This window comes from Ottowia sp., from assembly GCF_047601385.1.
GTDB lineage: Bacteria > Pseudomonadota > Gammaproteobacteria > Burkholderiales > Burkholderiaceae_C > Ottowia.
In genome coordinates, this window is sequence record NZ_JASGJP010000001.1 from 999,082 (window position 1) to 1,015,718 (window position 16,637).

5 protein-coding genes are annotated in these 16,637 nt (G+C 65.4%); 4 read left to right on the forward strand and 1 reads right to left on the reverse strand.

All coding sequences use genetic code 11. From position 1 onward, the window contains the following. Positions 1 to 154: 154 nt before the first annotated feature. Entirely contained in the window at positions 155 to 355 is a 201-nt protein-coding gene (locus tag QM772_RS04880; protein ID WP_415134329.1) for a hypothetical protein, read from the reverse strand. 378 nt (positions 356 to 733) lie between these two features. Here QM772_RS04880 and QM772_RS04885 point away from each other — a divergent pair, with 378 nt between their 5' ends. The 4 genes from QM772_RS04885 to QM772_RS04900 are packed head-to-tail and all read left to right on the forward strand — an operon-like array spanning position 734 to position 16,627. After that, complete coding sequence (locus tag QM772_RS04885; protein ID WP_415134330.1) at positions 734 to 2,140, forward strand: hypothetical protein; 1,407 nt, start codon at positions 734 to 736, stop codon at positions 2,138 to 2,140. Further along, entirely contained in the window at positions 2,133 to 5,648 is a 3,516-nt protein-coding gene (locus QM772_RS04890) for an ATP-binding protein (RefSeq protein ID WP_415134331.1), read from the forward strand. Before QM772_RS04885 ends, QM772_RS04890 begins: the two co-directional genes overlap by 8 nt. 30 nt (positions 5,649 to 5,678) lie before the next feature. Next, a complete protein-coding gene (locus tag QM772_RS04895; protein ID WP_415134332.1) occupies positions 5,679 to 15,473 on the forward strand; it encodes an RNaseH domain-containing protein in 9,795 nt (3,264 codons plus the stop codon). After that, the gene (locus QM772_RS04900) at positions 15,470 to 16,627 is read left to right on the forward strand and encodes a hypothetical protein (protein ID WP_415134333.1); all 1,158 of its coding nucleotides are present in this window, start codon (positions 15,470 to 15,472) and stop codon (positions 16,625 to 16,627) included. Before QM772_RS04895 ends, QM772_RS04900 begins: the two co-directional genes overlap by 4 nt. Positions 16,628 to 16,637 lie beyond the last annotated feature (10 nt).

Below are 16,637 nucleotides of genomic sequence, written 5' to 3' on the forward strand. Positions count from 1 at the left end.
CACATTCCAGCGACGCTGTCCAGCAATGTGCCCACGCAAAGCGTTCATAGTCACGCCATCCGACGTTCGACTCCTGCGTGCCATCAACAGTCGTCCAGTCCAGGAGAGTCAGCTGTCAGGCTGATCACCACGATTGCAGCCGCCTTTCTACCGCTCAGCGGGACAGCGCCGACACCATTCGCTGGGTCAGCATCCGGCGATCGGCCAGCGTCCTCAGCAGGAAGTCGCCGAAGGCCGCGGCCAAATCGGTGCGCTCGCGGCGCAGCTGATCGAAGGCCTCGCGCGACAGCGTGCCCGGGCCTTTGGTGACGACGTTGGCCGAGCGCGGCACGCGACTGATGAAGCGAAGGGACACGGAAGGGGTGGCACTGCAGCGGCCGGGGGAACGGTGGAGAAGGCGAGCGCGCTTGCGCGGTATCGATCGGACCGGCTGGATAGTGGCGTGACCGTCATCGGGGACTTCGTTGTCGGAGACGCCTGTGGTATTTGGGTGTTCAACGACAGTGAGGATCACCGCTGGGACGAGGCACTGGCCGGCTGGAGGCCTATCAATGGTGCCCTGCTGTAGGCCCTGAGGTCGTAAGAGCCTGCGGGGTGCTGTGACAGGAATGCGGCACAAACAGCTCATCAACGCAGGCGACACTTGAACGCATTGCGTACCATATTGCGCTGAATTCTATATTGATGATACGCTTTGCGTATCTTTATAGTCGTGCCGATCTCGGAAATCTAGATGCCGTCCAAGTCCGCACCGCTGCCTGACGCCAAGTCAGACCAGAAGGCATTCCTGGCTGCAGCAAAGCGCATCCTCAGCGCCGGCAAGACGCGGCTGACCTGGGATGACCTGGCTGCACTTCTTGGCGTCGAGCCGCGGGCAATGAAGACCTACCGAATGCCCGCTGCTTCCAGCGACTACCGGACGATGCCCAAGCTGCTTGTCGAGAAGATCGAGGCCTTGGTAGCAGAGGCACACTCCCCTTCCCCGGCAGGCGCCGCTGCCCCTCCACGAGACCCACACGTGGATTGGAAGCCTCGCAGCGACCCGCTCAAGCTTCTTCCTGCCAGTCTCGCAGCACTCGTCATCCGCCAGGCACGGCAGGTCTTCATGGGCGGCGGCGCGACCATGGTTTCAGGTGTCGACCGGCTCTGGAGCGGCGTGTCGGGCCTCGGGGATGAAGACAGGAAGGCCATGGCCCTTGTCTCCAGGGCACGCCTGACGCTGGGCCTCTCCGACGTCGGGGCGGAGATTCACCAACTCCTTGCCCAGTGCACCAAGCCGTTAGGCGAGTGGCTTCCCCTTACCGCCGTCAAGGAAGCTGGTCTCAACGCGGTGTGCCTCATCGACGCCGAGGATCGCATGCCGACCCTGGAGGCAGAGGAGTTGTCGGCAGGCTTTGGCGGAATGACCGGCCTGCTCGAAGAGCAGGTGTTTGCAGCCTTCCAGGACAGCTTGTCCAAGCACTCAGCGAAGGATGCCAACGACTACTACACGGCGGTGCGCACATTCGTTGTTCGCAACCCTGTGGCCACACGCAAGCAGCTGCTGAAGTTCCTGGCTGCATTGCCGTCTGCCGTATGGGTCTGCATCGAGCAGCAGTTCTACGAGCCGCTTCCCGGCGCCCTAGTCGCTGGTGAGACGGCGACACTGTGCGGGCACTGCAACAACGTGATGACCGCGCAGCCAGGCGGGTTGCGATGTACGACGGCGGCCTGCGCGGCAGAGCACGCCGCCACGCCCGGACGAATGCTGCCGGCAGCGGATCTCCTGCGCCTGAACAGGTCCATGCGCAAGTACTGGCTGGAACCGGGCATCGACGAGGTCCGACTTGCCGATCGTCTCGCCGCACGCGGCCACACCGTGCGCATGTATCCGAACCGCGACATGGTGGACCTGGACCTCGGCGAGGGCAGCCCTGTAGGTATAGACCTCAAGGCCTACAGCAGCCCAGAGCTCCTCGGGGAGCGCCTACGGCGCCGGCCCGGAGGCCTCAAGAACTACAAGACCCAGCTGCTTGTCATCCCTGACTGGATGGCCCGCCGCGTGCCCCACTACGTCGAGCGCGTGAGCGCGTGCCTGGAGGGCTCGTCGATTCGAGCGTTAACGCTGTCGGACACCGTCGAGGTGCTTGGCCATGCGTGAACGCCTGGAGCCCTACCGCGGCGCCAACGCGCTGAACTACCTGTGCTTGCTCGCCACCGAACTGATGGGCCAACGGCACCTGCGGGACCTGCCGGCGCTTATGACCGGCTTCGATTCCGTGCTGGCCACGTTACCGGCCAATGTGGTTACGGCCATCCAGAACCTGCGCATCTCAGGCCACGCACCGTGGAGCCAGCGCGAACTGCGCCTGATGGTCGACCAGTACAACGAAACTCACCGCCGACTTGAGCAGCGCCGACGGGCCACCTCGCGCCCGAAATCTTGGGACGATGACGTCGAGCCGGGTGATGCGCCCGAGCGCGGCGCACCGCCGGCCCCGCTGGCGGAGGACGACGAAGAAGGGCCCAGTAAGCGCTTCGAGGTCGACCCCCAGCTCAACGTCCGGCCAGTCTGGACGTCCATCATGCCGGACGACATCAGTGAGGCGCTTGCGTCGCTGACAGCGCCACTGGCCCTGAGGCAGCGGCCGCCGCGCCGCCGCCACGACTCCACACTGCCTGCACGGATCGTCGACGAGAGGCGGCACTTCGAGACGGCGGTCGGGCCGCTCGGGTTCATGCCACCGGAGCCGCCGTTGATGGACATCACCCGGCACGGCCGCGCCCCTGGGCTGGTCAAATGGTCGGACCTCGTGGCCGTGGCAGATCGCTTCGACGTGTTGGACGAACAGGCCGGACGTCAGAACGCCGGCGAGCGCAGCTGGTATCGACGGCTGCACACGGCGACCGGCGAGCCGACCGCCGTGCTCACCGAGGCCACGGTTGAAGGCCTGGTAGAGCGAGATGCGATAGAGCTCGTCGGCGTTAAGCACCTCATCGGCTTGCCTGGCGCCGGAAAGACGACGCTGCTCTACCTGCTGGCTGCGTGGGCCAGCGAGCGCCACTACCAAGTGTGCCTCCTCTTCCCGTCCATCGAGGTGGCCACAGGCTTTGTCGAGCGGCTGTCGCTCTACGACGTGCCCGCCGGTCTGCTGTTCGGCCAGAGCGACCGTGCCCGATCCAAGCACGTCTCAAGCTTCGCCGCGGCACTGTCGCAGGACAACCGCGGCTACGCCGTGACGCGGGACGCCGCGCCCTACTTTGCCACCAACTGCAGTCTCGCCGCCTTCGCCGCCGACGAGGACGTGACCTTTCCGCATGCCCATCCGCCATGCCAACTGGTCCACCAGACCGTCAGCGGCGCAAAAGCCGGCAAGGGGCCGAAGCCGCACCAGTGCGCGCTCGCCTCGGTGTGCGGCCGGCAACACGGCGAGCGTTCGCTGGTCGATGCGACGGTCTGGGCCGGTCACATTCTGTCGACCGACCGTGAGGTCTCGCCGCTCTTCAGCGATGTCCAACTGCGCCACTTCGAGTACCTCGCGCGAACCTTCGACCTCATCGTCGTCGACGAATGTGATGGCGCGCAGGCCAACATGGACGGCCGCGGCACGCCGCTGATGAAGCTGTCGGGTGACGCCGATTCGGTCTGGAACAGGCTGCTCCTGGATCTGCACGCGCCCGCTGCTCAGGGCCGCAATGCGTTCGTCGGCGGTGCCTCGATCGCCGCCATCATGGCGATGTCCGGTCGGTTCGGGCTCGCTGCAGAACGGCTGACCGCGGCGATCGTGACCGCGCCGCGGGAGTTTCGCGACGAATACGCCCGCAAGCTCTTGACGGGCCTGTCCCTCATCGCCGACATGTTCCCGCTCGCGAAGGGCGGCCATGATGCAGAGGGAGTCGATGAGGAGGAGACAGAAGCTCATCTGCAGGCCCGCCAGGCTCTCGACCGCATCTGGGACTACGCCGCCAAGCGAGTGGCATTCCGTGAGGGTGGCGAGGCGCTGAGGCACCTCAATCATCTGCAGCAGGAGGAAGACCGCGCGCAGGGGGAGAGTGGTCACGCCGACGACGAGGTGGTGCAGACGTCCGCCTACGAGATCAGCGATGCCGAGCTTGCCAAGCTGGCCGAACTCGCGCGGTCGACCCCTGAGGAAATTCGCAAGTACGCCGCCGATGTCCTGCAGGCACTGGATGCCTGGGACCGCGAGGGCACCGACGAGTGGATGAGGGCACTGGCGCGGGTGCTGCTGCGACCACCTGGCCTGACCCTTGCCAAGGAGCCCAAGTTCTTCTTCGAGCACGTCAAGCTGCTTGCCAACGTGACGCTGCTGGTGCTGCAGCACTTCGGACTCGGCCCCCATCTGCGCCTGCTCAACGGCCAAGGCATCCTGGGCGACGAGATTTTCGAGTCACGCCCCTCCAAGGAGATGCTGGGCATCGTCCCCGAGTCACTTGCCGGCAGGCTGAGCGGCGTGCGCTACACCGTCGGCGACGAGGGTGATGTGGACATCACCCATGTCGGCTTTCTCGGCACGCCACGCACACTCGTGCACCGCATGGCACAGCTCGGCTTGGCCACCGGAGGCACAGGCCCCGCCGTTCTGCTCACCAGCGCGACGTCCTTGCTTGAAGCCAGCCCGAGCTACCACGTCGCCGTCGGTCCGCACTACGTGCTTCGCCGTCCCAACGCAGGCGATGGATGGGCATTGTCGCGTTACCAGTTCCTGCCACTGAAGGACCCTCACGACGACCGCAAGCGACTGTTCTTCAGCGGTTCGCGGCTGGCCCGGCGCGAGTTCGTGCTCAAGGCCATGGTGACCGACTTGCTCGAGGGCGGCCGGGTCAGCAAGGTCGAGACTGCGATCGCGCAGAACGACATCGTCGATGGTGTTGGCCGCAAAGCGGCATTCGTCGTCAACAGCTACGAGCAGTGCGAGATGCTCTACGAGCACATCCGACAGCAGTATCCGGCCTGGCGCTCGCGCGTGCGATACCTCGTTCGCGGCGGCGCGCTGGCGGCGGCCACTGCGCACGGCATCACCGCCTCCGAGGTCGAGCGCCTGGGTGAGGACCCGGACTGGGACCTGTTCATCTTCCCGATGAACGCCATCGGGCGCGGCGTCAACATCGTCTACAAGTTCGGTCCGCGCACCGACAAGGCAATGATCGGGTCGCTCTTCTTTCTGACGCGGCCGCACCCGCGCAGCGACAGCCTCGGCTTCCTGCAGGGGGTCGTGGGTGCGGCATCTGAGAGCTTCGACCAGGAGCGGTTTGCGTCCACCGAAGAGGCACTTGGCGCCATGCGCAATCGACGCGGGAAGGTCTCAGGCACGGTCGGGGCCTTGCTGCGGCTGCCCCAGGCGTCGCGGGCGCTCGGGGAGCACGCCAAGCCCTTCGTCGCCGACCAGATGATCATGATCCTGCAGACCATCGGACGGGCGATGCGCGGCGACTGCCCGGCGTTCGTCTACTTCGTCGATGCCGCCTGGGCGCCGGGCTCGGCGGTGGGGCTACCCGACAACTCGCGCACATCGATGTTGTTGATGATGCGCCGCATCCTGGATGACTGCCTGACGCACCCTGACGCCGGGCTGCGCGAGTGCTACGAGAACCTCTACCGCTCCTTCTACATGCCGCTGTCCCGTATCAGCGGACTGAAGGACGCGTAGGACAAGAACACGAACACAGCGAGGATCCACATGAGCGACACAACGACCTCCGAACAGAACCAAGGCGCGGGGGCGCCCGTATGGCGCAAGTCGCCCGAGACCAAGGGCAGTGACCGGCCCGTCCTGCTGGGTGCGCGAATTCGGCCGGACTGGCTCGGGCAGAGCGTGTCGCTGCTTGCGGTTCGATTCGTTGGGCCGCTCGGCACGTCGCTGCAGGCTTTGCTGGAGGCGGCCAAGAGCAACGAGGAGAAGAATCTCCCAATCCTGCGCCTGCGTTCGGCCCTGATGGCAAGGCTCGAAGGCGTTGTGCGTCTGGACAAGCACCTTGGCCTCAAGAACCCGGCCAAGCCGGCGCTGGAGCTGCGGTGGGCGTTCCTGGGTGACTCCAGCGACGAGGAGTGCGATGAGATCAAGCAGGAGGTTGTCGAAGTCCTGATGCGCTGGCATCTGGATGTCGTCGGGCCGTGGACCGCGCACAACGGACTGAGCGACGCCGCGGCGCAGGTGCGTGCGAGCATCGCTGCGGGCAATATCGACTTACAGCACCGCAGTCAGCCGCTTGTCGAGCGCAATTCGGCGGGACAGGTGTCCAAGCCCCAGTTTGACCTCATCGCCAAGCACCTGGCCGAACGACTTGTCGGCGAAGAACTCTTCCCCGGCCTCGGCCCGTGCGAACTGGTCGCAGACGCCACATCGCTGGATGGCTCGGTCGAGCTCATCACGTGGCCGAAACAAGTGCCTGGGCACAAGCCCTTGTTCTCAATGGCAGCACGGCTCTCTGTGGGAACCTGGCCGACGAGCAAGGAAATCCACCTGAAGGTCACGCCGGTCAAGCGGGTGTGGGCCGAGAAGGTCCCTGGCCGCAAGCCCAATGCGCCCAGCAGCGTCACTTGCTACATCTTCAGCCCTGAGATGCCCGTTATGCCGGCCTCGATTCGGCGCGGAAACGACGGCTGGGAGTTTGGCGACGAGTACATCCAGTATCGGCTCGAGAGTGACCGCGCGCTGCCTGAAGCGTTGGCCGACGCTGTGGCCAACCTCCTGCCCGACGAGAGCGGGTGGTGGGTCGGACTGCCTGAGCTCACCACGCTGTTCGACTACGTGCAGCAGCGCACCGTGTTCGAAAGCGACGAGGTCGACCTCTATGACGAGATCGTCGAGTTGCTGCCGGACGTGCTCGACCCCGCCCTGCCTTGCCGCGTCCTGAAGATGCCTCGCGTCATGAACCAGGCCAAGAGTGAGGTGGCGCGACTACTGGTCACCGACGTGATGCCCTCTGATGCCGCCGAGCTCGGATGGGCTGGCGCGGCGCTGTCCGATGAAGTGGCGGCGGCCGGAGCCGGTGACGAGCAGGAAGACGGCGAAGTGGCCGGCAACGATCCGGCCAAGGAGACCAAACGCCGCGAGAGGCTGGCCCGCCACCGCTCGGCCAACGAGGATGCATTGGCGCGCATCCATGGCAGCAAGACGCCTTCGCTCTGGGTGTTCGTCGACGGCACCGACGAGCGCAATCTCATTGAGCGCAGCGCGCGGGCGATCTTCGGCGATCGGCTGCGCCTGGAGTTTTCGCCGCTGCCGCAAGGCGTGCACGGCCTGCGTGCCGACCTGGATGAGTCCGGAGAAAAGGGCGTCCGGCGCTTCGAGGCGAGAGTGAACCGGTGGGCTGGGGTTGCCGACCGAGTGGCACAAGGTGCCAACGGCGCGCGACACGTGCTCATCTGTGCACCCAAGGACGTCAATCGACGGCCCGAAGACCCCGTGAACTACTTTGCCGGGCTGCATGCGATGTGCAGCCGCGCGAAGGCTAACGTGCACCACCTCCTGCCGCTCGAACTCGACAGGAAGTCGCAGCAGCCCGACGTCCAGCACTTCATTCACCGCGTGCAAAGCGCCTTGCTCGACGTCTTCATGGCGCATTCGGGCGTGGTCTTCGGCGTGCAGCAGTTTGTCACCGGCTGCCTGGGCGACGCAGCGCCGAAAGCGATCTACGGCATTCAGGTGGTGCGTTCTCAAGCGCGAGCATTCACCCAGGAGCAGCCTGTCTGCCTGATCCTGTTCACCCGGCTCGACGTGACCTCCGGGGTGACCAGTGTGCGCTTCGTGTGCCGCAACAAGAACCGCACTCAACCCACCGAATGGGAGCCGCTCAACCAAGGTCTTCAGTGGCTGGGCAGTCAGCGCCAGCTGTCGGGGGATGAGCGCTGGGCCCGAGAGAACTTTGCGGACGCTACCCGCAAGATGCTCGGTCACATCGGCGAGGAGGACCCGCGTGCCATCGTGCTGGTGGACTGGTCGACGGTGGCCGGTTTGTGGAAAGATCTCACCGACGAGTCGTTGACCTCGGGCAACGGCCGCGGAGTCGTGCTCGATGACGCCGAATTCGGGACACGCTTTGCGTCGATGACCTTCCTGCGCCTGCGCAGCGATCGCAACGCGACGATGGTGATGCGGTGGGTCAACACGACCGCGTTTGAGGAGTGGCGCACCGAGCCGCAGCTCGAGCCTACCCGACAGACCACTGAGGAGCAATACGCCACAACCTACAAGACGATCGTCGAGCTTGACGAGTCCGCCGGCTCGCGCCGCCACCCGCACTATCTGATGGTGATGGGCTACCGCAGCACGGTGCAGACCAAGCGCGGGATGTCCTGCTATCGCCCGATGTGGCGCATGAGCAGGAATGCCTCCGGCTGGTACGAGCGGCGCACGCTGCCCGTGGCCAAAGACAACGCCGCGCTGCCGAGTGGGCTGGAAGTCACGGTGCTCCAGGCGCCGTCCGACGTCCAGCCGGACAACCTCGCCCGACTCGTGATGGGCCTGCGGCTGGGCTACGCCCACTACGACGACTGGACTGCGTTGCCCGCGCCGCTGTTCTTCGTGTCGAAGGTCCGCGACTACATCATCCGATATCCGGAAGCGCCCGAGGCAGAAGCCGAGGAGCCCTTGCCCGCTGCTCCCGACACCCCGGACCGCGCGCGCGAGGACGCGCCGAGGACCGACGCGAACGCCAGCCGCTCGGCGGAGCTTCGAAGCGAACTGGTGGCCGAGGTACTGGAAGCCCTTCCGGACCTCGAGGCTGCGGCTCGGGGCACTCCTGACCGCCTCGCGCTTGAAATAGAGCAGGCCGAAGCCGCGGTCATCGCCGACGCCGCACTAACCGAAGCGATCAGCGATTCCGCTACACCGGCCATGGAACCGGCCGAGCCTCAACCCGAATCATTGGAAGATCCTGCGCTGGACCGCGCCCTCAAGGCTGCACTCGCCGCGCCGGAGCTGTACTCGCGCAAGTCTGGCGCTGTCGGCAAGAAGCTCTACGAGGACATGCTGCTGTGGAAGGTGCATGTGCGTGTGGAGCCGCCCTGGTTCGTAACGCGCGAGAGCATCCTTCCGTCTGGGGCCTGGCCGACAGACAAGCGTGCCATTGGGCGCTACTGGCGACAGCTCAGGGAGTTCCACATCAAACTGCGGCCGGAGCGGGGTGAAGCACCGAGTGTGGCTACGTTCCCCGAATGGGTGCTCAAGCGCCTGGGGATTCCGCAGTCGCACTACGCGCTGGACATCGCGGGGGTGTTTCCGTCGTCGGAGAAGATCTTCTTCCATCCCATCAACGAGGCCTACGACGAGTTCCTGGACGACACCGACTCGGAGCAAGGTGACCCGGCGCGTGGCAAGTTCTGGCAGGAGATGCCGGAGCTCGTTCGCTGGCTTTGCAAGAACGGCGACGACGAGGTGCTGGGCTGGGTGTTCTGCCTTCTGGCGCACTACCCGTACCGAGACGTCGTGCCCAACACGCTTGCGGCGACAGACCCCATCGCGTTGGGGCCCCATGCGCGAGCAGCGCTCCAGTACATGATCGACTGCTACGAGGTCTGTCGGAAGGCCTTCGACGAGAGGTCGAGCCCCGAACGCAAGGTCGGCGTCCACGTGGTCCATGCTGCATCCCGGCCCTACGCGCAACTGGCGCTGAGTCAGGAGTTCGCGCCGGCCATCGGGGTGAAGGAGACTTCGTCGCCGTTTGTTCTGGCGCCTGTACCCAGCTTTCCGGTCGGACGCTTCTCGGCACCCTCCGAGCTCGAGAAGGCACCGATCGCCCAAGCGGTCGCCGCGATGGCATTGGCCCCGGTTCCGCGCAGTGAGCGGGCGACCCCTGCACCTGCTCCCTCGATTCCACCTACCACCGGCGACCTCCCGTGGCCCGCGCCGGGCAATCCCAACTTCGACGCCCTGTACGACGCTCATACGCAACGACTGGCGCAGTTGAGGCAACTGCATGACGAAATCCTTGCTGTCCGTGCTGCCGATCTGCAGCTGAAGGAAGCTGAGGCGGCGCAACGGGCTGCTGAAGAAGCGGCGCTCGCTGCTCAGCAGGCCGCACTGGCCGCCCGGCTCGACGCACTCGACCAGGAGGCGCGGGCGCTGGCCCGGGCAGTCGTGACGGACCTGGAGGTGGGTGTATGGCACGCGGTCGATGTCCGGCAAGTGCTGGGCTCGCATCCGAGTGACGCGGACCTGGACGCCATCGGTGTGCAGTTGGCGACTTTGCGTCAGGCCCTGGATGAGGCGGCAGCGGCGGACGCCGAGCTCAGCAAGGTCGACTCGGGCCAGTTTGAAGGTGCGCAACTGCTCGCGGCCAAGGAACTGCGCATGCGCAAGGCCACGCTGCTGCAAGTTGCGGCGCAGCGCGCCTCCAACGCCGACGATGCACTCGAGCAAGCACTGGTAGCTTGCCGGCTTTTCACTTCAGGCGAGATGAACGAGACGGCTGGCCTCGCCAGCGAATCGCCTGTAGCCGAGCACGAACCGGCCGTTCATCCGACACCAGTCCCCCTGCCGACGCCTGCCGACCTGACGTCAGCGGATGATGTCGTGCCGGCCCTTCAAGCGCAGCCGTCTCAGCCCGCCGTAACGGCTCCGGCCACGCCAGAACCGCAGGTGGCCACCCCCGTGCCGGCCCCGGCACTTGCGGCTATACCTATCTTGGCGCCCGCGGTGGCGCCTTTGGAGAGTTCCGGCGCCGACGAAGCGCCACCGCGCGCTCCTCCCGGCGACGAGCGGGTACCGCAGGCCGTAGCAGCCGTAACGGCCGAGGTGTTCGAAGAGGTTGAGGAAGAGGACGAACCGCCGGGTCCACCGGCCGTGGGTCCTGTCACACTTCTCGAGCCCGCACAGAGCACGTTGCTGGCGTGTCTGCAGGCAAACCGCCTGGCGCTGGCCCAGGTCGCCGCCAATGCGCTGACCGAGATGATGGCGGGCCCGGCGCCGCGTTTGTGGCATGCCGCCGTGGGCGGTATCCGAGCCACCTACCAGAGGCAGCCCGTCGATCCAGCCACTCTTGCAGCCCTTGACGGGTGGCTGGTCGAGCAGACGGCAGACCACGCGGCAGCAAACACGTTCGCTGACCACCTGGGGGTACTCGGCGCGAGCCTGCTGCCGATGCTGCTGGAAGGCCACGATCGCGGCATCCGATGGGCGGTCATCCAATACCTGCGACCGCGTCTGCAGCAGCATCCGGACCTGCACGACATCGTCGAGCGGATTGCGTCACTCGAGTCCATCCACCTGGTCGTCACACCGGAGATGATGTCGGCAGCACGCGTCGGACTGCACCAGGCGCTCGAGGACGGTGTTCGCCGCATGCGACAGCGCGCTGCCAACTGGGCCAACGATTCGTCCCTGGTCACCAACTGGACGCTCGGGGACTATATCGAGTTGCACTCCGCGATGTGCTCCGAAAAGCGCGGCTTTGCGATGGGTGAGTGCGTCGCCCGCATTGCGCGAGGCCAGGATGCTCGTGCCCGCGAACTCCTGCCTGAGGTCCTGAAGCTGGCAGACAAGGGGTTGGCCACGATATCGGACCTGCGCAAGCGCATTGGCCGCAGGAAGCCCATCGAGGGCGTCGGTCGGGACTACCTCGTCAACAACCTCAGGGCGACGGCGCAGTTCGTGCAGCAGTACTTCGACCAGCTCGATCGACTCGAAAGCAGCAAGCAGGATAGCCTGCCGCCCAAGCACAAGGACTTCCTGCAAGGGCTGTTCCGGGAGCTCCAGGCTGCCCAGGCCTACGTGAAAGCGCTCGAACTGGACGAAGGGGCGCCGGCGGTTCACCGAGCCGTCCTGCTCTGCGCGCTTGACCGGGCACTGGCGTTGATGAGCCAGGCCGAGGACACCGAGGCGGTGTCGGAAGAGGACCAGCTCCTGCTGCTTGAGCATCCGCTGGGCCGGGACCTGCAGCCCACGTTGTCCTGGCGCCCGACCGACGACCCGGCAACCCGTGTATCGGTCGGTGACCTCGCGGCGCTCGTGGCTGCAACGGCTCGCGCTGAGCGCGACCTGCGCCCGCGCATGGGCACGACGAGTACCGGCGAACTTCCTATATTGCTGTTGGGCGCGGCGAAGGCTCACCGCGCCGCCGAGAGGCTCCTGCCTGCGCGTCTCATCGAGGACCGCCTGAGCAAGCTCGCGAAGTCCTTGCTCCCGGGACTGGTTGCGGACAACGAGACCGCCCAGCGCGACGCGCGGTCAAAGCTCAGCGCAGACCTGCAGGAGGCCAAGCAGCGGGTCACCAATGCGATGTCGCTGAACGCATTGCCTCAGGCCGAGGCCAGCCGCATGCTCAAGGTCATCGAGTCGCTCGTGAGGTCGAACTCGACCCAGGAGATCGGGTCACCGGCGAAGACGTCGGCCGTGTATGCTGACTACCCGCAAGCACGGGCGGTCCTCCAGCACCTGGTGCTTACACCGCTTGACACCAAGATCCAGCAAAGCAGGGCCCAGCTCGAGCGCGAAATCGACGAGATCGTGCAAGAGCGCAAGGAGCGCAATCTGGAGCCCCTCGAGATACGGCAGTTCGAGCAGAAGGCCCAGCTGATCCGCGCAAGGCTCTCAACGGGGACGGCCCTCAGCGTGCGCGTGGCTCGAAACGAGTTCCTGCTGCTGCGCGAGGACAAGCTGCCGCTGCTGAAGTTCGAGGAACGGACAGCCAGTCACCGCTTCGACGAGTTCAGGGCTCAGGTCCGCAAGGTCACCCAGGGCCACCGTCCGCTCGAAGGGTTGCACGACATCCTCCGTAAGGGCGCGCCAGTGCCCGCGGGCGCGCCGGAGTGGCTGACGTCGATGGGCGATCCCGAGCGTGCCGAGGCGGCCGAATTCATCGCGAGCTGGGTCAGCGTCTTCAAGGGTCGGCCGCGCGGCGAGTTTGCCGACGCACTGCAAAGTTTCTTCAGTGCCGCAGGCGTGACCCAGGAGCCGACGGTCGTGCAGCGCAACGAGGGCAAGTTCTTCTTCGAGGGCAAACCCTTCGCGGGTCTGGCTGCATCCGGGTTTGGGGTGTTCATCCCGCCTGCGCTGGGGTCCGACGCAACGCACATCGAAGGCGTCGTGGTTCCTCAGCCGGCCAGTATCGGGCAGCTCAGCCAGTCCTTGGCTCAGTTGCCGCCACTGACGCCAAGCTTCATGCTTAGCCGTCAAAGCCTAACGCTGCAGCAGCGCGCGCAACTCGGTCACGATCAGTCAGTGCTGCTGGTCGATGACGACCTGGTGGCCTACATGGCGGTTCATGCCGCCACACGGCTGGCCAAGCTGATGGAGGTGTGCCTGCTGTCGTTCTACACGAACCCTTATGCGGACTATGGCGCCAGGCCCGTGCCGCCCGAGATGTTCTTCGGCCGCAAGGGCGAGCTGCGCATGCTGCGTGAGGTGCCATCGGCGGCGGTCCTGTACGGGGGCCGCCGGCTCGGCAAATCGTCACTGCTCAACCAGATCCTGGAAGAGTCCAAGAGCCATGTCCGCCTAGTGTCGGGCGCGGTGGGCAGCGGCGAGATGGCGATCTACGTACCACTGGACAGCGGCAAGGACCCCGCCGGCTTCAGCCAGAACTACAGGCTGTTCAGCTGGAAGGCCATTCACAAGGCAATGGTGACCGCGGGGTTCCTGAGCCAGTCGCCCGACGAACTGACAACGGACCAGGCGGTGCGCGACCGCATTCACGACGAGATCATGGCCGGTCGCGCGGCGACGAACGCCTGCTACCTGCTCATCGACGAAGCGGACGATGTAATGCGCGAGGACCTGCAGGGCAACGCACCGTTTCTCGCCAATCTGCAGAACTTGAGCGAGACCGTGCTGAGCCGCTGCAGACTGCGCTATGTGATTGCCGGGCTGCACAACCTCACCCGCATGACCACCGGCGGCAACACGGCCCTGGGCAAGGCCACGTCGATTGCCCTACAGCCGTTCTCGTCGGATACCGACATCCTCAACGGCATCGACCTCATCACTAAGCCACTGGCATCCCTCGGCTTTCACTTCGGCAAGGGTGACGAGAACCTGCCGATGCGCATCATGGCCGTGTGCAACTTCTACCCAGCCTTCATCCAGCTGTACTGTCGCAACCTCGTGCGCCGCCTGTACAACAAGCGCGGTGGCAAGGAGCTGCCGACGATGATCGGCGGCGCCGATCTCGATGCAGTGGAGCGCGACCAGGACTTCCTTCGTGAGATTCAAGAGAAGTTCGGCCTGAACCTCAACCTCGACAAACGCTACAAGGCCATTGCGCTCATCCTGGCCGAGTATTCATACGCGGAGGCTGCGGGCGGCGTTTTCACCGGCCTCACGGCCACCGAGATTCGTGACCACTGTGTCGCCTACGCTCCCGAGCATTTCAAGACCACGGCGCCAGGTGCGTACGAGGCGCTGCTCGACGAGATGGAGAAACTCACCGTTCTGGAGCGCAATGGGTCACGTTACCAGCTCCGCACGCCCGACATCGCGACGATGCTGGGCGACAAGGACCAGGTCGCCCACCTCCTCATCGAGCTGGCACGCGAGAAGCCGACCGATGAACGCTCGCGTGGCGAGGCCCGCCTTTTGGTTCGCAACAAGCGCGACACCAAGACCTTCCCCGCGCCGAGCGCGTGGGTGCGCAATTATTTGCAGGGTGATGCCAGCGAACTGGTGGTGTTCGTGGGTAACATCCTCAGCGGCATCGCCACGTTCGATCGGCTGCGCGAGACCTGGGATGTAGGCCAGGAGGAAGCCACCATCGAAGGGAGAACCTTCAACAGCCCTGACGAAGCGCGAACCTGGATCAACAAGGAGCGCAAGAAACCAAGCGCCGCCCGTTCCAGGCTGATTGCAGTGGTGCCCCGAGGCTGGCGCCTCGACCAGCTCGACACCTATGCCGGCGTCGCGCAAACCTTTGGCAAGCAATCCGGGCAGTCAGACCCATCCTTGCGAGTGCGGCAGACCACCATGCGCCAGTTGCTGGTGGCGGGCCCTGAACAGGCTCTTGCGCTCGCCGAGAGAGTGGCAGACGCGAGCAAGCCACTACCGCGCAATGTCGTGGTCGAGCCGATTCCGGCTTGGAGTGACGACGCAGTCTACTTCCGGCTCGACCGGTTGGAGAACCAGGCCGTTCGCGACAACGCCGAGGCACGCCTGGCTCTTCTGCGCGCGAGTTGCGGCTTCGGGGATGAGCTCGAGAGGATTCGTGTTGCCCCGATGACGGTCGAGGAAGCTCTTCGGCAGCCCGAGGAATCGCGCAAGCGACTGGCGTCGGACCTCGACTCGTTCTACGCCAAGGTTGGGCTGCCCTCGAGGATTTCCGAGCCGACCCGTGCCCGGCTGGAAGACCTCTTGCTCCTCATGCACGGCGAGATGCGCGGTGAGTCCAAAGAACTCGGGCAGTTGGAGGGACTAGGCCTGAGTTCTGCACACTTTCTCTTTGCGCAGTGGATGGGGCTGATCCAGCCCGCCGCGGACGGGACGTGGGAAGTTCCCGCGCTGTACCTGGACCTCATCGATGCACGGCCAGGCACCGCTGCATGAGCACTCCCAACCCAACTGCGCTCTCCGTTGCGTTGTACTGGTCGCTGCCCGGCCCGAGCCGCTTCACCTCGGAACTCGCGCACAGCCTGGATTCGACCGCTGTCCTCGTCATCCGCATCGACTCGTCGCACATCACGGGCATTCGCCATGCCTTGCGTGAGGCGCTGACGAGCGCATGCCCTGCGCCCGAACGGGTCGAGTTCGTCGAACTGGATGAAGGCTCGCACCTGGAGTCAGATGTTGGACACCACTTCGGCCGCGCAACGGTGTCCGCACTCGAGCTGGCCACCTGGTCGGCGCCACCTCGGACCACCATCGTCCTTACGCCAAGGACCGCCCGTGCACGCGAGAGCTGCCGAGCGTATCTGGAGGAGTACGCCCGCGAGCTCATTCCCGGCCAGAAGTGCACCACCCGGCTTGTGCTTGTCTGGCACTCCAGCGACGACGCATTGACGCCAAAGGTCGGACAAGGGGTGAGCTTCGACGGGGCGCTGTCGCCCGACGAAATGCATGCCTACGTCTCTCTGCGCATGGTCGGGCAACGCGGGCCAGGCACCACGTCGCTGTCGCGCCACCTGGTGACGGAGTTTGCCGGCACTGATGCATTGCTCGCAGAGGAGCTGATGAGGCTGCGGCACGAAGAGCTGCTTCGGCTTCCCAACAGTCTTTCGCACGTCAGCTCCCGGGTGGGCCCCGATGCAGCCACCGGTGCTCTGCGGGACTGGCAGGTGTCTCGTTCTCCGGGCCCCGAAGCAGCGGCGGCCGGCAATCGAATTAACAGCATGTACTGGCGAGCGTGCGTCCGATCGCTCCTGCCGTGGCTGGAAGAGCGCCGACGGCCGGTCATCGAACGGCTACGGCTGACGCTCGAGGACTACCTCTACCCGACCGGCGGGGTGTGGAAGAAACCCAACCCCTGGCAACAGCACAAGTCAGTCGACATCAGGATCGACGACCTTGAATTCAACGACGTCGTGGCGATGTCTCACCATCAGGCTGACCCCTTGGCGCCCGTTGACGCCGAGGCGCAGCGCCTGGTGACAGCGTGCAAGTTTGCCAAGCGAGTCCGCGACGCGCTGGCGCACTTGCGACCACCAACGGTTGAAGACATCGAGGGGATGGTGCGCACGTTCGACGAGGTCCTGGCCGATTGAAGCGCAAATG